Genomic DNA, 17,597 nt, shown 5'->3' with positions numbered 1-17,597 from the left:
CGGCGGGTCAGCTGGCCTTCTTGGTGGCCGCCTTCTTCGCCGTGGTCTTGGCCGTCGACTTCTTGGCCGTCGTCTTCTTCGCCGCGCTCTTCTGCGTCGTGGCCTTCGTGGCCGTGGCCTTCGCAGCGGTCTTCTTCGCGGGCTTCTCGGAGTCGGAGTCGGCGTCGGAGGCGCTCGAGCCGCCGGTCTTGGCGGCCTTGGCCTTGTCGACGCTGCGCTGCAGGGCCGCGAGCAGGTCGACGACCTCGGTCTCCTCGCCCTTGGCCTCGGGCATCTCGGTGATGTCGCCGCCCTCGATCTTCGTCGCGACGAGCTGGGTCACGGCCTCGGAGTAGTCGTCCTCGAACTCGTCGGGCTCGTAGTCGCCCGACAGCGAGTCGACGAGCGACGACGCCATGGCGAGCTCCTTGGCCGTCGCGTGCGTCTCCTCCGAGAGGGACTCGAACTCGGGGGCGCGGACCTCGTCGGCCCACAGCAGCGTCTGGAGCACGATGACGCCGTCGCGCACGCGGAGCACGGCGAGCGTCATCCGGGTGCGCACCGACACGGTGACGAGCGCCATCCGGTCGGCCTTCTCGAGCGCGTCGCGGAGCAGCACGTAGGGCTTGAGGCCCGTCTTGTCGGGCTCGAGGTAGTAGCTCTTGTCGAAGAGCAGCGGGTCGATCTGCTCGGACGGCACGAACTTCTCGATCGAGATCTCCTTCGTCGACCGCGTCGGAAGGCTCTTGAGGTCCTCGTCGGTCAGCACGACCATCTGCCCGTCGGCGGCCTCGTAGCCCTTGGCGATGTCGGAGTAGGGCACCTCCTCGCCGTCGATCGAGCAGACGCGTTGGTACTTGATGCGGCCGCCGTCCTTCTCGTGGACCTGCCGGAACTGCACGTCGTGGTTCTCGGTCGCCGAAAAGAGTCGGACCGGCACATTGACGAGGCCGAACGACACGGCGCCTTTCCAGATGGCTCGCATGAGAACAAGAATGCACCCATGCGCCCCATGCTCGCGACGCCGACGACGACGATTCCGGTCGGCGACCGCTGGCAGCACGAGGTCAAGTGGGACGGCATGCGGGTGCTGGCCGACGTCGTGGACGGCGAGATGCGCCTCTTCTCCCGCACGGAACGCGACGTCACCGTCGCGTTCCCGGAGCTGCGCGGGCTCGCGAACGAGTACGCCGACATGCTGCTGGACGGCGAGATCGTCTCGATGCGCGACGGCGTGCCGTCGTTCGCCGCGATGGCCGAGCGGTTCCACGTCACCGACGCCCGCCGGGCCGCGATGCTCGCCGAGGCTGCGCCGGTCACCTTGATGACCTTCGACCTGCTGCGGCTCTACGGAGTCGACCTCATGCCGCGCACGTGGACCGACCGGCGCGCCACGCTCGAGCGACTCGAGCTCGCCGCCGCGCGCTGGCAGACGCCGCCGACGTTCGCCGACGGGACGACGCTGCACGCCGCGACGAAGGAGCAGGGCCTCGAGGGCATCGTGTCCAAGCGCGTCGACTCCGTCTACGTGCCCGGGCTCCGCTCTCCCCACTGGCTCAAGTCGCCCCACCGCGGCACCGTCTCGGTCGTCATCGGCGGCTGGCGGCCCGAGGCCACGCAGACCGTGTCGAACCGTCTCGGTGCCGTCCTCGTCGGGGTCCCCGGGCCGGGCGGCCTGCGCTATCTAGGGCGCGTCGGGTCCGGCTTGGCCGGCAAGACGGGGCAGGCCCTCATGCGCGACCTCCAGGCTCTCACGTCGGCCGAGTCGCCCTTCGCCACAGACGTCCCCGCCGAGGACTCGAACGGCGCGACGTGGGTTCACCCGGTGCTTGTGGCCGACGTGCAGTCGCTGGGACTCAGCGCTCAGGGGAGACTGCGCCAGCCGGCATACAAGGGCCTGCGCAGCGACCTCACGCCCGGTGACGTCGACGACCACGGGGACGGTGAGTGATGGCGTACGTGCCGACCAAGGTGACCGTCGAGGTCGACGGCCGACGGATGAAGCTGTCGAGCCTCGAGAAGGTGATGTACCCGAGGGCCGGCACGACCAAGGCCCAGGTCATCGACTACTACGCGCGCATCGCGCCGGTGATCCTTCCCCACCTCCGCGACCGCGCAGTGACGCGGATCCGCTTCCCGCACGGGGTCGGCGACATGCAGTTCTTCGAGAAGAACATCCCGGCCGGCACGCCCGCGTGGATCCGGCGCGCTGGGCGCGACCCCGTCTTCCCGCTCATCGACGACCTCGCCGGGCTGACGTTCTTCGCCAACCTCAACTCGCTCGAGCTCCACGTGCACCAGTGGCGCTACGAGGGGGAGGGGCGTGATGCCGTGCCGCGGGGCCCCGACCGGCTCGTCATCGACCTCGACCCCGGGCCGGGTACCGGTCTGCGCGAGTGCGCCCGCGTCGCGCTCGTCGTGCGCGAACGTCTCGGCCGCATCGGGCTCGACACCGTCCCGGTCACGAGTGGCAGCAAGGGACTCCAGCTGTATGCCGTCCTGCCCGGCGCGCACACGAGCGACGAGATCCGCGACACCGTCCAGCAGCTCGCGCAGGAGCTGACCAAGGCCCACCCCGACCTCGTCGTGTGGAAGATGGCCAAGGAGCTGCGCCCGGGCAAGATCTTCCTCGACTGGAGCCAGAACGTCGCCGCCAAGACGACGGTCTGTCCCTACTCCCTGCGCGGCCGTGACCGCCCGACCGTGGCGGCGCCCCGGTCGTGGGACGAGATCGAGGCGGGCGCCGACGGCGGCGAGCTCGAGCAGCTGACCGCCGACGAGGTGCTCGACCGCGTGGCCCGGGACGGCGACCTGGCAGCCGAGATCACGGGCTGACCGCTGCGGTGGGCGAGCCGGGAGGCGAGGGGGCCCGCTCGCGCGAGGCCGTGACGGCATACGCCCTCCCCATGGCGTGCGAGAGGGCCCGGCACGTCGGAGTGCCGGGCCCTCTCGGTTGCGTCGCCGACCGGGGTCAGTGCGCCTTGTCGTAGGCCGCCTGGACGTCGGCCGAGATGCGGCCCCGGTCCGAGACGGTGTGGCCGTTGGCGCGGGCCCACTCACGGACCGCGCCGAGGTCGCTGCGCTTGGCCGAGGCGGCGCCCGCGCGACGACGCGAGGCGGCCTTGGCCGAACCCGCCCGACGTGCGTGACCGGTCCACGTCGCGAGGTCGTCGCGAAGCTTGCGGGCATTCTTGTCGGACAGGTCGATCTCGTAGGTGACGCCATCGAGCGCGAAGGTCACCGTCTCGGCAGCCTTTCCACCGTCGATGTCATCGATCAACACCACTTCGACACGCTGAGCCATGTTTCTCCATCTGAAGTTGTTCGCTAATTCGGAGGGGATTCCGCGAATACGCGACTCGCGGGGCACGATCAATTTAGCGCGAAGACTCCGTAAATGCATTTCCATCGAAACAATGGCGCGGTCGACCGCTAAAGAGATGCACCGACGCGTGCAGGAATGACGGAAAGGCGGTGTTCCTGCCGTGGCGGGTCCTTTGTCGACGCGCGGTCGTCGACACGCGCTCGACGCTCGGCGCTCCGGGGCTCAGCGCTCCGTCGTCGGGGTGGCCTCGGCGCCCGGCGCGGCGGCCTGCGACGCCTCGTTCGCGGCAGCCTCGCGGCGGTCGTGCTCGGCCTCCCACCTGGCCTGGGCGAGGCGCTCGCGACGGTCTCCCTCGAGGATGCTCTTGATGACGAAGTAGAAGAGCGCGCCCACACCGACCGTCGGGACGATGGCGAGCAGATAGGGCATGACCGATTCCATGCCGACATTTTCTCACGGCGCCACGGCCGCCCCTCACGAGCGCTGTCGCACCGCCACCGTACGGTCGTGCCATGGCTACGAGGACGACGACCCGACGCACCCCCGGCTTCCGCTGCGGTGAGTGCGGGTGGACCACCGCCAAGTGGGTCGGTCGGTGCGGCGAGTGCCAGGCGTGGGGCACCGTGGCCGAGACGGGTGCGCCCACGGCCGCCCGCACCACGGCGGCCTCCGTCGTCACCCCGGCCCTGCGCATCGCCGACGTCGACGTGACCCGGGCGGCCGCGCGACCCACCGGCGTGGCGGAGTTCGACCGCGTGCTCGGCGGTGGCCTCGTCCCCGGCGGGGTCGTCCTCGTCGCGGGGGAGCCCGGCGTCGGCAAGTCGACGCTGCTGCTCGACGTCGCCGCCCGGGCGGCCCGGTCGGGCTCCGAGGTCCTCTACATCAGCGGCGAGGAGTCGGCCGCGCAGGTGCGCACGCGCGCCGAACGCATCTCGGCGATGGCCGACACGCTCTACCTCGCAGCCGAGACCGACCTCGCGACCGTGCTCGGCCACGTCGAGGCCCGCTCGCCGGGCCTGCTCGTCGTCGACTCCGTCCAGACCATCGCGAGTGCCGACGTCGAGGGCCAGGCCGGCAACGTCTCGCAGGTCCGCGAGGTCGCCGGTGCCCTCATCGCGGCGGCCAAGGCGCGAGGCACCGCCGTGCTCCTCGTCGGCCACGTGACCAAGGACGGCTCGATCGCCGGCCCCCGGGTCCTCGAGCACCTCGTCGACGTCGTCATCCAGTTCGAGGGCGACCGGCACTCGCGGCTGCGCCTCGTACGCGCCGTCAAGAACCGCTTCGGCCCCACCGACGAGGTCGGGTGCTTCGACCTGTCCGACGTCGGCATCACCGGGCTGGCCGACCCGAGCGGGCTCTTCCTGTCGACGCGTGACCACGCGGTGCCTGGCACGTGCGTCACCGTCACCCTCGAGGGTCGCCGACCGCTCGTCGCCGAGGTGCAGGCGCTCGTCGCACCGTCCACGCTGCCGTCGCCGCGACGCACCTCGAGCGGTCTGGACGCCTCGCGGCTCGCGATGATCATCGCCGTCCTCGACAAGCGGGCCGGGGCGCCGGTCGGCTCGCGCGACATCTTCGCGGCAACCGTCGGAGGGGTGCGCATCACCGAGCCCGCTGCCGACCTCGCCATCGTCTGCGCCGTCGCGTCGTCCGTCATCGACAAGCCCCTCGCCAGCGACGTCGTCGCCTTCGGCGAGGTCGGCCTCGCCGGCGAGGTCCGTCGGGTGACCGGTCTGGACCGCCGTCTCGCCGAGGCGGCCCGCCTCGGATTCCGCCACGCCCTCGTGCCCGCGGGCAGCCTGTCCGACTCCTCCGTGCCCGCCGGGATCCGTGCCGTCGAGGTCGCCGACGTCCCACGGGCCATCGAGGCGATGGGACGCCTCGCCGGTGGACGGTCAACGAGCGCACCGGCCGTCGGCACCGTCTAGACTGCGACCGACCGGGGTGGACGCGCTCGGCGCCCCCATTGCGAACAGGGAAGTGATGGACCGGAACGACGAGCTGCTGCTGCGTGCGGCCCTCGCCGCCGTGGCACCCGGAACGGAGCTGCGCGACAGCCTCGAACGCATCCTCCGTGGACGCACCGGAGCCCTCATCGTGCTCGGCTTCGACCGCGTGGTCGACTCGATCTGCACGGGCGGCTTCGTGCTCGACATGGAGTTCTCGGCGACCCGCGTGCGCGAGCTGTGCAAGATGGACGGCGCCGTCGTGCTCGACCGCGAGGGCACCCGCATCCTGCGCGCCGCCACCCAGCTCGTGCCCGACTCCCGCATCGAGACCACCGAGTCCGGCACGCGTCACCGCACGGCCGAGCGCGTGGCCAAGCAGACGGGCTTCCCCGTCATCTCCGTCAGCCAGTCGATGGGCGTCGTCGCGCTCTACGTCGGCGACCTCCGGCACGTCATCGAGGGCTCGCCCACGACGCTCTCGCGCGCCGACCAGGCCCTCCAGACCCTCGAGCGCTACAAGGCCCGCCTCGACGAGGTCACCGGCACGCTGTCCGCGCTCGAGATCGAGGACCTCGTCACCATCCGCGACGTCACCGCCGTGCTCCAGCGCCTCGAGATGGTGCGGCGCATCTCGGCCGAGATCCAGGACTACGTCGTCGAGCTCGGCACCGACGGTCGCCTCCTCAGCCTCCAGCTCGAGGAGCTCGTCGGCGGGCTCGGCAACGACCGCGAGCTCGTCATCCGCGACTACCTCCCGGCGACCAAGTCGGGCCTCACAGTCGCCGACGCGCTCGCCAACCTCCAGGCCCTCAACTCCGTCGAGCTGCTCGACCTCGCGGCAGGTGCCCGCGCCGTCGGCTTCTCGGTCGTCGGCGACAGCCTCGACGCCCCAGTGTCGCCGCAGGGCTACCGCCTCCTGACCAAGGTGCCGCGCCTGCCCACCGCGATCGTCGACCGGCTCGTGTCGCACTTCGAGTCGCTCCAGCGCCTGCTCGCCGCCGGCATCGAGGACCTCATGCTCGTCGAGGGCGTCGGTGAGGGCCGTGCCCGCGCCGTGCGCGAGGGCCTGTCGCGGCTCGCCGAGTCGAGCATCCTCGAGCGCTACGTCTGACCGGCTCCGCCGCCGCATCGTTCCGTATGCCGTCCCGCGAGGTCCCGCTGTCGCTGCTCCACGAGCGCGTCAACGCCTGGTACGCCGAGTCCGGGCGCAAGGAGCTGCCGTGGCGGGCGCCGGACGCCAGCCCATGGGGCGTCTTCCTCTCCGAGGTGATGTCGCAGCAGACCCCGCTCGCCCGCGTCGAGCCGATCTGGCGCGAGTGGATGGAGCGGTGGCCGACACCGGCCGACCTCGCGGCCGCTGCGCCGGGTGACGCGGTGCGCGCCTGGGGGCGGCTCGGCTACCCCCGGCGCGCTCTGCGGCTGCACGAGGCGGCCCGGGTCATGGTCGAGCGTCACGGTGGCGAGGTGCCGAACACACCGGAGGGCCTGTTGGCGCTCCCCGGGGTCGGTGCCTACACGGCTGCCGCCGTGTCGTGCTTCGCCTTCGGCATCCCCGAGGTCGTCGTCGACACGAACGTCCGGCGCGTGCTGGCCCGCACGGTCGAGGGCAAGGCCTTCCCGAACCTCACGCTCAACCGCGCCGAGGCCCTACTCGCCGCCGACTCGATGCCGGCGGACCGCGGTGCCGCGAACACGTGGAACGTCGCCGTGATGGAGCTCGGGGCTCTCGTCTGCGTCGCCCGTGGGCCACGCTGCGACGAGTGCCCGGTCGCCGACCTGTGCGCCTGGAACGTCGCGGGCCGGCCGGCCTACGACGGACCGCCCCGGCGGGGCCAGGCCTGGCACGGCACCGACCGGCAGGTGCGCGGTGAGCTGCTGCGCCGCCTGCGCGCCGCGCACGCGGCCCTGCCGCTCACCCGTCTCGAGGACTCCGCCGACGACCGCGTGCAGGTGATGCGCTGCCTCGACTCGCTCGTCGCCGACGGCCTCGTGGAGCCCTTGTCGCGGCGGAGGTTCCGCCTCCCCGCCTGAGGGACTCCACCCGCCCCACCCGCCGAGTCGAGTGAGGGCCCAACCCCACTCGAGTGGCCCCTCCGTCCCACGAGCCCCAACCGCCCACACCTTTCATCGTCGAGTGGCCCCGTGGTCACAGCACGGGTGTGACGCGTGGGACGTGGCGGCCACTCGAGTGGGACGGGGCGCTCACTCGAGTGGGGCGGGCGACGGGGTCAGACGTTGCCGAGGACGGAGCGCACGTCGATCGTGATCACCACGCGCTCGGGGTTGGGGCGAGGCTCGCGGTAGCGGGCGGCATACCTCTGCTCGGCGTCGGTGACCGAGGCCGGGTCGTCGAGGATGCGGGCGGTGCCCTGGAGCGAGAGCCAGTGGCGCCCGTCGACCTGGCACAGCACGGCGGCACACCCGGCGAGCGCGTTGCGGGCCTTGCGGCTGCCGCGGCTCGTGATGACGCGGGCGACCGACATCTCGGGGTCCCACGTGAAGCCGACCGGCACGACGTGGGGCGAGCCGTCCGGCCGCAGGGTCGTCAGCGTCGCGAGGTGACGCACCGACATGAATTCGAGGGCCTCGGGGGAGAGGTCGCGGGGAAGGGTGGCCACGGGCGACAGACTACGAGAGCCGGCATGTCACCGGCGCCTCGCGTTGATCCCGGGCCGCCTCGTCGGTAGCGTGGCCCCTTGTGCCTGCCCCCGTCCGTGCGTCGTGAAGACCTTCTGGCTGCTCGTCCGAGCCGGCTTCAGGAGGCACTCGACGTACCGGCTGGCGCTGCTGGCCGGGATGACGACGAACTCGGTCTTCGGCTTCATCCGCGCCTCGATCCTGCTCGCCGCCCTCGCGTCGGCCGGGACGGCCATCGGCGGCTACGACGCCCCGACGACGATCGCGTTCGTCTGGTGGGGTCAGGCGCTGCTCGGCACGGTCAACCTCTGGGGCTTCGCCGAGGTCAAGGACCGGGTCCGCACCGGTGACATCGCCGTCGACTTCCTGAGGCCGGTCGACCCGCAGATCGCCTATCTCGCAGGCGATCTCGGACGTGCGGGCATCAACCTCATCGGCCGCGGAGTGCCCGCGCTGCTGCTCGGTGCCCTCCTCTTCGACATGGCGTGGCCACCGTCCGCCGTCAGCTGGGTCGCGGGCGCCGTGTCCATCCTGCTCGCCGTGGTCGTGGCCTTCTCGGGCAACTTCGTCATCAACCTGCTCGCGTTCTGGCTCGTCGAGATCCGTGGCATCACGCTGCTGTGGATGATCACCGGTGGCCTGCTCTGCGGTCTCTACCTGCCGGTGCCGTGGTTCCCGGACTGGCTGCGCACCATCGCCAACTGGTCGCCCTTCCCGTCGATGCTGCAGAACCCCATCGACATCCTCGCCGGACGCGTCGTCGGGGACGACATCGCGTCGGCCGTCGGGGTGCAGGTCTTCTGGGCCGTCGCGCTGCTCGCCCTCGGTCAGGTCGTGCTGCGCGCGGGCCGTCGGCGGCTGGAGGTGCAGGGTGGCTGACACGACCCTCTCCCAACGGCTGCGCCCCTACCGGGTGCTGCTCGCGTCCCGCGCGCGGGCGCAGATGCAGTACCGCGCCTCGTTCGTCACCGACATCCTCGGCACCGTCGGCGTCGGCCTCGCCGAGTTCGCCGAGGTGTGGGTGATCTTCCACAACGTCGACGTGCTCGGCGGGCTCGACTTCACGGCGGCCCTGCTCGTCTTCGCCCTGTCCAACCTGTCCTTCTCGCTCGCCGACATGTTCGTCGGTCACCTCGACCAGCTGCCGCGCTACATCCGGGCCGGCCAGGTCGATGCCTTCTACGTGCGTCCGCTGCCGCTGCTGGCCCAGCTCATGACGAGCGACCTGTCGCTCCGGAGAGTCGGCCGGCTGTCCGTCGCCCTCGTCGCCCTCGGCGTCGCCCTGACGACCGCCGACATCGCCTGGTCGCCGGCCACCGTGGCGCTCATCGTGCTCACCGTCGTCAGCGGCACCGCGATCTTCTCGGCCCTGTTCACGGCCGCTGGCGGTCTCCAGTTCTTCCTCGTCGACGGTGCCGAGTTCACCAACGCCTTCACCTACGGCGGGTCGTATGCCGCCCAGCAGAGCCAGCAGGTCTTCCCCGACCCGTTGCGGATCTTCTGGACGTTCGTCGTGCCGACGGCCTTCGTCGCCTACATCCCGGCTGTCGCGATCCTCGGCCTCGACGACCCGCTCGCGCCGACCTGGCTCGCGTGGCTCACCCCCGTCGCCGGGCTGCTGGCCTGGGGCATCGCCGCCACGTGCTGGCGCCTCGGCACTCGTCACTACCAAGGAGCAGGCGGATGAGCATCATCGAGACGCGCGACCTCGTGCGCGACTTCAAGAAGACGCGCGCCGTCGACCGGATGACCTTCTCGGTCGAGCCCGGCGAGGCGGTCGGATACATCGGCGCCAACGGTGCCGGGAAGTCGACGACGATCAAGATGCTGACCGGCATCCTCAAGCCGACCTCCGGTCACGTGCGCACGTGCGGGCTCGACCCGATGCGACAGCGGGTGGAGGTCGCGCGCCGGGTCGGAGTCGTCTTCGGCCAGCGCTCGCAGCTGTGGTGGGACCTGCCCTTGCGCGACTCCTTCGCGATCCTCGGGGCGATCCACCGGATGGACGAGGCGGCGACGCGGGCGCGCACCGACCTGCTCGTCGAGCAGCTCGAGATGGGCCCGCAGCTGGGCACGGCGGTGCGCTCGCTGTCGCTCGGCCAGCGGATGCGTGCCGAGATCGCCGCCGCCCTGCTCCACTCGCCGGAGCTGCTCATCCTCGACGAGCCGACGATCGGCCTCGACGTGCTCTCGAAGCAGCGGTTGCGCGAGTTCCTCGTCGCCGAGCGCCGCGAGCAGGGCACGACCTTGCTGCTGACCACCCACGACATGGGCGACATCGAACGGCTCTGTGACCGGGTCCTCGTCGTCGACCGCGGCCGGCTCGCCTTCGACGGCACCCTGACCGGGCTCGCGGGCACCGTCGGCGCGCAGCGCATCCTCGTCATCGACCTCGCCCAGCCCACGCCGGACCTGCACGACGTCCCGGGAGCGACCCTCGTCGAGAGCGAGTCGGACGGCCTGCGACAGCGGCTCTCGTTCGACGCCGAGGCCACGACGGTCGCGGCCGTGCTCGCCCACGTCTCCTCACGCCACGAGGTGCGCGACCTGACGATCGAGGAGCCCGACATCGAGGACGTGGTGCGCCGCATCTACGCCGCCTCCGGCCGCGCCTGACACCAGACCCCCTCCGTCGAGTGGCCCCGTGGATACTCCCGGCCCACGGGGCGTATGCCGTCCCACCCGTCGAGTGGCCCCGTGACCTCAGGTGCCACTTCAGTCGTGTGACGGGTGGGACCGGGTGGCCACTCGAGTGAGGTCGTCGCCCGGCAGGGGTGCTGGAGCGGCGGGCGGGGTCAGAGGGTGCGGAGCATCCGGGTGTTGCCGAGGGTGTTGGGCTTGACGCGCTCGAGGTCGAGGAACTCGGCGACGCCCTCGTCGTAAGAGCGCAGCAGCTCGGCGTAGACGTCCATCGGGACGGCCTGGCCCTCGATGACGTCGAAGCCGTGCCGGACGAAGAAGTCCGTCTCGAAGGTCAGGCAGAAGAGTCGCTCGACGCCGATCTCGCGCGCGTCCTCGACGAGCGCCTCGAGCAGGCGCCCGCCCAGACCGGTGCCGAGCTGGTCGGGAGCCACCGCGAGAGTGCGGATCTCGGCGAGGTCCTCCCACATCACGTGAAGCGCGCCGCAGCCGACGACGCGGCCGTCGAGGTCGGCGACGCGGAACTCTTGGAGGCTCTCGAAGTAGGTGACCGCCTCCTTGCTGACGAGCACCCGACGCTCGGCCAGCGGCGCGACGAGGGCCCGGATGGCGCGGACGTCGGACGTTCGGGCCCGCCGGAGGACGGGCGCGCCGCCGCTCACGAGAGGTTCCCGTCGCGGAACTCGGCGAAGAGGGTGCGGGCCTGCCTGCCGAGAACGACGATCGACTGCTGGCCGGCCCACCCGAAGGCGCCCTGGGCGACGCCCCGGCCGACCTGGAGCGGGCTCAGCTGATGGAGACCGGCGGTGAAGGTGAGGATCTGCTCGGCCGAGAGGTTGCTCCGGCCGACCGTGCTGAAGCTCGTCAGCGCCGACGGGATGGCGATCGGCCCGGCGAGCTTGGCCTTGATCGCGGCGGCGAGGATGACCTCTCCCTGGTGGCGCGACCTGCCGAAGTCCCCGTCCGGCAACGTCTTACGCTCGCGGGCGTAGGCGAGGGCCTCGGCGCCGGACAGGGTCTGGGCCCCGGCCTTGATGACGAGGTTCTTGGCATGCGAGGCCACGACGGTCTTGGGGATGACGATCGGGATGCCGCCCTGGTCGTCGACGATCTTCTTGAAGCCACTGAAGCCGAGCACGACGTAGCCCTCGACGGGAAGGCCGGTCACGGACCTGACGGTGCTCACCTGCGCGCGGGGGCCGCCGAACACCATGGCCGAGTTGATCTTGCCCTTGCCGCCGGTCGCCAGTGGGACCCACAGGTCGCGGGCCATGCCCATGACGCCGCCGCCACCCTTGCCGTCGATGCCGATGACCTGGAGCACGTCGGCGCGGGTGCGCTCGAGGGGCTGGCCCTTGCGGGCGTCGGACCCGATCGCGAGCACCCAGCGCGGCCCGCCGCCGAGGCTCGGCTTCGCGACCCCGAGCGACGGCCACCAGCCGCCGACGACCTTCCACGTCGGCCCGACGGCGAGCGTCACGTCGTCGCCGGCGGTGACGACGGCGACGGGCGTGCCCATCCACGAGCCGACCTGGGCCTTGGCCGTGACCGGGCCGGGGGCCGCCTTGCGCGTCTTCAGGGCAGCCGCGGCGGAGGGGGAGGACGTACGCGTGAGGTCGCCCCCGGCATACACCGTCGAGACCAGCGCAGCCAAGGGCGTTGGCGCCCCGCTCACGCGGACCCCCTCGGAGGGGGCGGACCCGGACGCGGCGCCGTCGGCCGAGGCGGACGCTCCGGCCGGCGAGCCGGTCCCGCTCGGCGCACCCGTCGAGCAGCCGGCGAGGGCCACCGCTGCGACCGCCGAAACGGCCCCGGCGCGCGCCACCACGGACCGTCGCGTGCGGGCCGGACGACGGGTGTCGGCGGGCATCGCAGGCCGCTGGCGGACGTCGGTGGGGCGGTGCGGGGAGGTCACCGCCCCACCGTAGACGACCGGTTCAGGCGACGCGGGAGGCCGTCCGCACGAGCGACCGGGACGCCAGCACCGACGCCAGGACGACCGCCCCGGCGACGGCCGAGGTCACGACGAAACGCACGACGAGGCCGCTGTCGAGGGCGCTCGTGAAGGGCAGCATGAGCACGAGCACGAAGCCGGCCGACAGCACGATCGTCATCGACAGCGGGAGCGCGACCTCGAGCGCGCGGGCCCGGTGGAGCGAGCGCTCGCTCGTGCCGGCGAGCGCCAGCGCGCGGTACTGCTCGCGCTGGTCGAGCACCCGGGCCGCCTGGACGACCCCCGTCGACGTGGCGCCGACGATGGTGATGATCACGAGGGTGACGAGCGCGCCCGTGCCGAGGTCGTCGGCGAGGTAGCGCTCGAGCGGAGTCGTCGGGTCGTCGACCTGCGCGAGGCTCGTGAAGCCCACGACGACGACGGCGAGGCCGAGGGCGCCGACCGCGCGCCACGTGCTCTTCGGGTCGTCGGCGATGCGCCGGGCCGCCAGCAGCGTCGCGGCGGTCGGGGCGAGACGGGCCGCGACCCTGCCGGCCACCATGACCACCCACGGCCCGACGGTGTTGACGGCGAGGATCATCGCGCCGAGCACGAGCACGATCGTCATCCGCTGCGGCTCCTTCATCGGGGTGATGACGAGCACCCACGCAGCTCCGGCGGCCAGGGCGACGAGCAGCCGCAGGACGCTCAGGCGCTTCGGGCTCGTGCGGGCAGCCACGCCGAGCGGGCTGATCGCCACCCGGGCGAGGCTCGACGCGCCGGACACGACCGCCACGACGACGACTGCCGCGACGACGGCAAGCGTCTGCCACAGCGGCAGCACCAGCTCGCGCAGCTCGAAAGGGCGGCCCTGGAAGCTCAGCCGGGCCACGAGGGGGAGGACGGCGAGGTAGAGCACGACGCCTGTCAGCGCACCGACGACGGCCTGGGCGGCCGCCTCGGCCAGCGTCATGAGGGTGACCTGCCCCGACGTCGCACCGGCGAGACGGAGCGCGGCCAGACGCTGGTCGCGGCGGGCGATCGCGAGACGCGCGGCGACGCCGCCGAGGGTGAGGATCGGGATCACCATGCACGTCGTCGCGATCCAGGCGAGGGTCACATAGAGGTTGCCGAGCGCCGCCTCGTCGCTGAGGTGGCCCTCGAGCCCGCCTGGCGGCAGGGGGTTGCGCGCCTCGAACGCGTGGAGCCCGGCGACGCAGACGACCAGGGCCGCCGTCGCGACGGCGAACGAGACCACCGCGAGGATGCCGGGCACCCGGTTGTCGGCCGCGCCCGCACGCCGCAGGCGCCACCACAGCTCGGTCGCGGCCCTCACCTGGCCACCGCGGTCGCAGCCTGGACCGGGCCGGCCGCGACGTGGTCGTCGGCGTCTGCACCAGCGATCCGACCGTCGCGGACCCGCACGACGCCGTGGCACCAGCGGGCGACGTTCTCGTCATGGGTCACGACGACGAGCGAGGCTCCGGTGTGCGCCGCGAGCTGCGTCAGGTGGTGCATCACCTCGGCGCTGGTCGACTGGTCGAGCGCACCGGTCGGCTCGTCGGCGAAGACGACCCCGGGTCGGGCCACGAGGGCGCGGGCGATGGCGACCCGCTGCGCCTGGCCGCCCGAGAGCTCGCCCGGACGGCGCTTCTCCAGCCCCGAGAGGCCGAGCGGGTGGAAGAGCGTCGCGGCCCGCGCCGTCGCCTCCGACCGCCTGACCCCGCCGAGCATGAGCGGCAGGGCCACGTTCTCGATCGCCGGCAGCTCGGGCAGCAACATTCCCTGCTGGAAGACGAAGCCGAAGTCCTCGCGGCGCAGCACGGTGCGTTCGCGGTCCGACATCCGTGCGATGTCCCGGCCGCGCCACAGCACCTGGCCGCCGGTCGGTCGCAGGATCCCAGCGAGCACGTGCAGCAGCGTCGTCTTGCCGGAGCCGGACGGCCCCATGACGGCGAGGCTCTCGCCGGCGCGGATCGTCAGGTCGACGCCGCCGAGCGCGGGCGGCCCGGCGGAGGCCCCGGAGCGGCCGTAGGTCATGACGAGGTCCCGGGCGACGAGGTCGCGGGCCGGGTCGGGCGACGGCGCCCCTGCCGGACGCGAGGGGGCCTGGGCGCCGGTGAGGCCGACGGTGGGGCTGACAGGTGGGGCGAGGGTGGGGGAGGCTGGGAAGGCTGGGCGCTCGGGCGCACCGGACGGCGTACGGGCTGGGTCGTAGTAGCTCATGGACCCAGCCTCGCCGCGGTGGGCCGGGTCCCACATCGGGCCGTGGTCGCCTCCCGGGCGGGACGGCATACGACCCCGGTATGACGACCGGGACGCGGGCGTACGACGAAGGGGCCGGGGACGTGTGTCCCCGGCCCCTTCGGCCGTGCTGGCGGATCGCCGCGGTCAGCGCTCCGTGCCGGTCAGCCCCGCGTCGGGGTAGACCTGGTCGTCGGGCACGGGCGGGCCGGCCGTGATGTTGACCCCGAGCGCCTCGTCGAGGGCAGCGCCCTCGGGAAGCTCCGGGAGGTCGTCGGCCGGGCGGTGCGCGGCGTCCGGGTGGGCCATGTCGGAGAAGGTGAACGTCTCCGCCTTGCCCTCGCCCTCGGTGTCGACCTTGACGTACTGGCCGGAAGCGAAGTCCCCGAACAGGATCCGCTCCGACAGGGCGTCCTCGATCTCGCGCTGGATGGTGCGGCGCAGCGGACGCGCACCGAGCACGGGGTCGTAGCCCTTCTTGGCGAGCAGGTCCTTGGCGGACTGCGTGAGCTCCATGCCCATGTCCTTGTCCTTGAGCCGCTTGTCGAGCTTGGCGATCTCGAGGTCGACGATCTGGATGATCTCGTCGCGGCTCAGGTGCGGGAAGACGATGGTGTCGTCGACACGGTTGAGGAACTCGGGCCGGAAGTGCTGCTTGAGCTCGTCGGTGACCTTCGCCTTCATCCGCTCGTAGTCCGAGCGGCTGTCGGGTCCGGCCGAGAAGCCCATGTTGGCCTTGGAGATGTCCCGCGTGCCGAGGTTGGTCGTCATGATGATGACGGTGTTCTTGAAGTCGACCATCCGACCCTGCGAGTCGGTGAGGCGGCCGTCCTCGAGCACCTGCAGCAGCGAGTTGAAGATCTCCGGGTGTGCCTTCTCGACCTCGTCGAAGAGCACGACGGAGAACGGCTTGCGGCGCACCTTCTCGGTGAGCTGGCCGCCCTCCTCGTAGCCGACGTAGCCGGGAGGCGAGCCGAAGAGGCGGCTCACCGTGTGCTTCTCGGAGTACTCGGACATGTCGAGCTGGATCAGCGCGTCCTCGCTGCCGAAGAGGAACTCGGCGAGCGTCTTGGCGAGCTCGGTCTTACCGACACCGGTGGGGCCGGCGAAGATGAACGAGCCACCCGGACGACGCGGGTCCTTGAGGCCTGCACGGGTGCGGCGGATCGCCTGGGACAGCGCCTTGACGGCGTCGTCCATGCCGACGATGCGCTTGTGCAGCTCGTCCTCCATGTGGAGCAGTCGGCTCGACTCCTCCTCGGTCAGCTTGAAGACCGGGATGCCGGTGCTGGCCGCCAGGACCTCGGCGATGAGCTCCTCGTCGACCTCGGCCACGACGTCCATGTCGCCCGACTTCCACTGGGCCTCACGGGCGGCCTTCTCCTGGCGCAGGCGCTTCTCGTCGTCGCGGACGCGGGCCGCGCGCTCGAAGTCCTGGCCGTCGATGGCCGACTCCTTCTCGCGCACGAGCGCGGCGATCTTCTCGTCGAACTCGCGCAGGTCCGGCGGAGCCGTCATCCGACGGATGCGCAGTCGCGCGCCCGCCTCGTCGATGAGGTCGATGGCCTTGTCGGGCAGGAAGCGGTCGTTGACGTAGCGGTCGGCCATGTTGGCGGCCGCGACGAGCGCACCGTCGGTGATCGTCACGCGGTGGTGGGCCTCGTAGCGGTCACGCAGACCCTTGAGGATCTCGATCGCGTGCGGCAGCGTCGGCTCCTGCACCTGGATCGGCTGGAAGCGCCGCTCGAGGGCCGAGTCCTTCTCGATGTGCTTGCGGTACTCGTCGAGCGTCGTCGCACCGATCGTCTGCAGCTCACCACGCGCGAGCATCGGCTTGAGGATCGACGCGGCGTCGATGGCGCCCTCGGCGGCACCTGCACCGACGAGCGTGTGGATCTCGTCGATGAAGATGATGATGTCGCCGCGGGTGCGGATCTCCTTGAGGACCTTCTTCAGCCGCTCCTCGAAGTCACCGCGGTAGCGGCTGCCGGCCACGAGCGAGCCGAGGTCGAGGGTGTAGAGCTGCTTGTCCTTGAGCGTCTCGGGCACCTCGCCCTTGACGATGTCCTGGGCGAGACCCTCGACGACGGCGGTCTTGCCGACGCCGGGCTCGCCGATGAGGACGGGGTTGTTCTTGGTGCGGCGGGACAGCACCTGCATGACCCGCTCGATCTCTTTCTCACGGCCGATGACCGGGTCGAGCTTGCCCTCACGGGCAGCCTGCGTGAGGTTGCGACCGAACTGGTCGAGCACGAGGGAGCCCGCGGGCGTCCCCTCGGCCTGGCTCTGGCCGACACCGGCGCCGGCCTTCTCGCCGCCCTGGCCACCCTGGTAGCCGGAGAGCAGCTGGATGACCTGCTGGCGGACCTTGTTGAGCTCCGCGCCGAGCTTGACGAGGACCTGGGCGGCGACGCCCTCGCCCTCGCGGATCAGGCCGAGCAGGATGTGCTCGGTGCCGATGTAGCTGTGGCCGAGCTGGAGCGCCTCGCGGAGCGAGTACTCGAGGACCTTCTTCGCGCGGGGCGTGAAGGGAATGTGACCGGTGGGGGCCTGCTGCCCCTGGCCGATGATCTCCTGGACCTGGGCCCGGACCGCTTCGAGCGAGATGTCGAGCGATTCGAGGGCCTTCGCGGCGACGCCTTCGCCTTCGTGGATCAGACCCAGGAGGATGTGCTCGGTCCCGATGTAGTTGTGGTTGAGCAGGCGAGCTTCCTCCTGCGCGAGGACAACCACCCTTCGGGCCCTGTCGGTGAACCGTTCGAACATGTTCTTCTCCTGACTGATCGAGAGACATCTCGATGCTATCTGTGCCCGCTGTGGACGAGCACACCCCGACCAACGCCGGTGGTGTCCCTCCTGTTCCCCATCCTGAGCGTGATCGGCTCAGGTT

Annotated in this window: 17 protein-coding genes; 8 read left to right on the top strand and 9 right to left on the bottom strand. The window is 71.6% G+C overall.

Annotated elements, in window-relative coordinates; all coding sequences use genetic code 11:
* Positions 1-7 precede the first annotated feature (7 nt).
* On the bottom strand, positions 8-964 hold the full coding sequence (locus ASE25_RS15055; RefSeq protein ID WP_056826443.1) for a Ku protein: 957 nt from the start codon (positions 962-964) through the stop codon (positions 8-10).
* Between the two features lie 18 nt (positions 965-982).
* Here ASE25_RS15055 and ligD (ASE25_RS15050) point away from each other — a divergent pair, with 18 nt between their 5' ends.
* Positions 983-1,930: a non-homologous end-joining DNA ligase gene (gene ligD, locus ASE25_RS15050; RefSeq protein WP_056826441.1), complete on the top strand. Its 948-nt coding sequence runs from the start codon at positions 983-985 to the stop codon at positions 1,928-1,930.
* Positions 1,930-2,814 (top strand): non-homologous end-joining DNA ligase, encoded by an 885-nt coding sequence (gene ligD / locus ASE25_RS15045; RefSeq protein WP_056826439.1) that lies wholly within the window; start codon positions 1,930-1,932, stop codon positions 2,812-2,814. Before ligD (ASE25_RS15050) ends, ligD (ASE25_RS15045) begins: the two co-directional genes overlap by 1 nt.
* Positions 2,815-2,950: 136 nt before the next feature.
* On the opposite strand, the gene ASE25_RS15040 is transcribed toward ligD (ASE25_RS15045), so the two are convergent.
* Together ASE25_RS15040 and ASE25_RS15035 are read right to left on the bottom strand one after the other, a co-directional pair.
* Entirely contained in the window at positions 2,951-3,283 is a 333-nt protein-coding gene (locus ASE25_RS15040; protein ID WP_056773559.1) for an Lsr2 family protein, read from the bottom strand.
* A 243-nt stretch (positions 3,284-3,526) separates the two neighbouring features.
* On the bottom strand, positions 3,527-3,745 hold the full coding sequence (locus tag ASE25_RS15035) for a hypothetical protein (protein ID WP_056773556.1): 219 nt from the start codon (positions 3,743-3,745) through the stop codon (positions 3,527-3,529).
* A gap of 71 nt (positions 3,746-3,816) precedes the next feature.
* Between ASE25_RS15035 and radA the strand changes: the two genes are divergently transcribed.
* From radA to ASE25_RS15020, 3 genes are read left to right on the top strand one after another with little or no spacing between them, the layout of a single operon-like run.
* Entirely contained in the window at positions 3,817-5,232 is a 1,416-nt protein-coding gene (gene radA / locus ASE25_RS15030) for a DNA repair protein RadA (protein WP_056773554.1), read from the top strand.
* Between the two features lie 55 nt (positions 5,233-5,287).
* Positions 5,288-6,364 carry a DNA integrity scanning diadenylate cyclase DisA gene (gene disA / locus ASE25_RS15025; protein WP_056826436.1) on the top strand — a complete coding sequence of 359 codons (1,077 nt, stop codon included), beginning with the start codon at positions 5,288-5,290 and terminating at the stop codon, positions 6,362-6,364.
* A 26-nt stretch (positions 6,365-6,390) separates the two neighbouring features.
* A complete protein-coding gene (locus ASE25_RS15020) occupies positions 6,391-7,284 on the top strand; it encodes an A/G-specific adenine glycosylase (RefSeq protein WP_056826435.1) in 894 nt (297 codons plus the stop codon).
* 197 nt (positions 7,285-7,481) lie between these two features.
* Here the strand turns inward: ASE25_RS15020 and ASE25_RS15015 are convergent, their stop codons facing one another.
* Positions 7,482-7,871 carry a PPOX class F420-dependent oxidoreductase gene (locus tag ASE25_RS15015; RefSeq protein ID WP_056773548.1) on the bottom strand — a complete coding sequence of 130 codons (390 nt, stop codon included), beginning with the start codon at positions 7,869-7,871 and terminating at the stop codon, positions 7,482-7,484.
* A 103-nt stretch (positions 7,872-7,974) separates the two neighbouring features.
* Between ASE25_RS15015 and ASE25_RS15010 the strand changes: the two genes are divergently transcribed.
* Genes ASE25_RS15010 through ASE25_RS15000 form a run of 3 tightly spaced genes read left to right on the top strand, consistent with a single transcriptional unit; the run spans position 7,975 to position 10,506 of the window.
* A complete protein-coding gene (locus ASE25_RS15010) occupies positions 7,975-8,769 on the top strand; it encodes an ABC-2 family transporter protein (protein ID WP_056773545.1) in 795 nt (264 codons plus the stop codon).
* Entirely contained in the window at positions 8,762-9,577 is an 816-nt protein-coding gene (locus tag ASE25_RS15005) for an ABC transporter permease (RefSeq protein WP_056773542.1), read from the top strand. Before ASE25_RS15010 ends, ASE25_RS15005 begins: the two co-directional genes overlap by 8 nt.
* A complete protein-coding gene (locus ASE25_RS15000) occupies positions 9,574-10,506 on the top strand; it encodes an ATP-binding cassette domain-containing protein (protein ID WP_056773541.1) in 933 nt (310 codons plus the stop codon). Before ASE25_RS15005 ends, ASE25_RS15000 begins: the two co-directional genes overlap by 4 nt.
* A gap of 179 nt (positions 10,507-10,685) precedes the next feature.
* Here ASE25_RS15000 and ASE25_RS14995 read toward each other — a convergent pair whose 3' ends face one another.
* From ASE25_RS14995 to ASE25_RS14970, 5 genes are all read right to left on the bottom strand, one after another.
* Positions 10,686-11,192 (bottom strand): amino-acid N-acetyltransferase, encoded by a 507-nt coding sequence (locus ASE25_RS14995; protein WP_056826433.1) that lies wholly within the window; start codon positions 11,190-11,192, stop codon positions 10,686-10,688.
* Complete coding sequence (locus tag ASE25_RS14990; protein WP_157623450.1) at positions 11,189-12,445, bottom strand: LCP family protein; 1,257 nt, start codon at positions 12,443-12,445, stop codon at positions 11,189-11,191. The genes ASE25_RS14995 and ASE25_RS14990 overlap by 4 nt, the downstream gene beginning before the upstream one ends.
* A 22-nt stretch (positions 12,446-12,467) precedes the next feature.
* Positions 12,468-13,799, bottom strand: a complete 1,332-nt coding sequence (locus ASE25_RS14980) for an FtsX-like permease family protein (protein WP_056826427.1) — start codon at positions 13,797-13,799, stop codon at positions 12,468-12,470.
* Positions 13,796-14,689, bottom strand: a complete 894-nt coding sequence (locus ASE25_RS14975) for an ABC transporter ATP-binding protein (protein ID WP_082619580.1) — start codon at positions 14,687-14,689, stop codon at positions 13,796-13,798. Before ASE25_RS14975 ends, ASE25_RS14980 begins: the two co-directional genes overlap by 4 nt.
* Positions 14,690-14,854: 165 nt before the next feature.
* Positions 14,855-17,473 carry an ATP-dependent Clp protease ATP-binding subunit gene (locus tag ASE25_RS14970; RefSeq protein ID WP_056773529.1) on the bottom strand — a complete coding sequence of 873 codons (2,619 nt, stop codon included), beginning with the start codon at positions 17,471-17,473 and terminating at the stop codon, positions 14,855-14,857.
* Between the last annotated feature and the right edge of the window lie 124 nt (positions 17,474-17,597).

It is taken from the genome of Terrabacter sp. Root85 (assembly GCF_001429185.1).
Classification (GTDB): Bacteria; Actinomycetota; Actinomycetes; order Actinomycetales; family Dermatophilaceae; genus Terrabacter.
The sequence above is the reverse complement of the archived record's forward strand: the minus strand, read 5'-3'. Positions and strand labels throughout refer to the sequence as shown.

Bases quoted from the DNA above. Each gene is read 5' to 3' on its own strand.
- ASE25_RS15055 (WP_056826443.1), bottom strand. From the start codon at position 964: ATGCGAGCCATCTGGAAAGGCGCCGTGTCGTTCGGCCTCGTCAATGTG.
- ligD (WP_056826441.1), top strand. From the start codon at position 983: ATGCGCCCCATGCTCGCGACGCCGACGACGACGATTCCGGTCGGCGAC.
- ligD (WP_056826439.1), top strand. From the start codon at position 1,930: ATGGCGTACGTGCCGACCAAGGTGACCGTCGAGGTCGACGGCCGACGG.
- ASE25_RS15040 (WP_056773559.1), bottom strand. From the start codon at position 3,283: ATGGCTCAGCGTGTCGAAGTGGTGTTGATCGATGACATCGACGGTGGA.
- ASE25_RS15035 (WP_056773556.1), bottom strand. From the start codon at position 3,745: ATGGAATCGGTCATGCCCTATCTGCTCGCCATCGTCCCGACGGTCGGT.
- radA (WP_056773554.1), top strand. From the start codon at position 3,817: ATGGCTACGAGGACGACGACCCGACGCACCCCCGGCTTCCGCTGCGGT.
- disA (WP_056826436.1), top strand. From the start codon at position 5,288: ATGGACCGGAACGACGAGCTGCTGCTGCGTGCGGCCCTCGCCGCCGTG.
- ASE25_RS15020 (WP_056826435.1), top strand. From the start codon at position 6,391: ATGCCGTCCCGCGAGGTCCCGCTGTCGCTGCTCCACGAGCGCGTCAAC.
- ASE25_RS15000 (WP_056773541.1), top strand. From the start codon at position 9,574: ATGAGCATCATCGAGACGCGCGACCTCGTGCGCGACTTCAAGAAGACG.
- ASE25_RS14975 (WP_082619580.1), bottom strand. From the start codon at position 14,689: ATGAGCTACTACGACCCAGCCCGTACGCCGTCCGGTGCGCCCGAGCGC.
- ASE25_RS14970 (WP_056773529.1), bottom strand. From the start codon at position 17,473: ATGTTCGAACGGTTCACCGACAGGGCCCGAAGGGTGGTTGTCCTCGCG.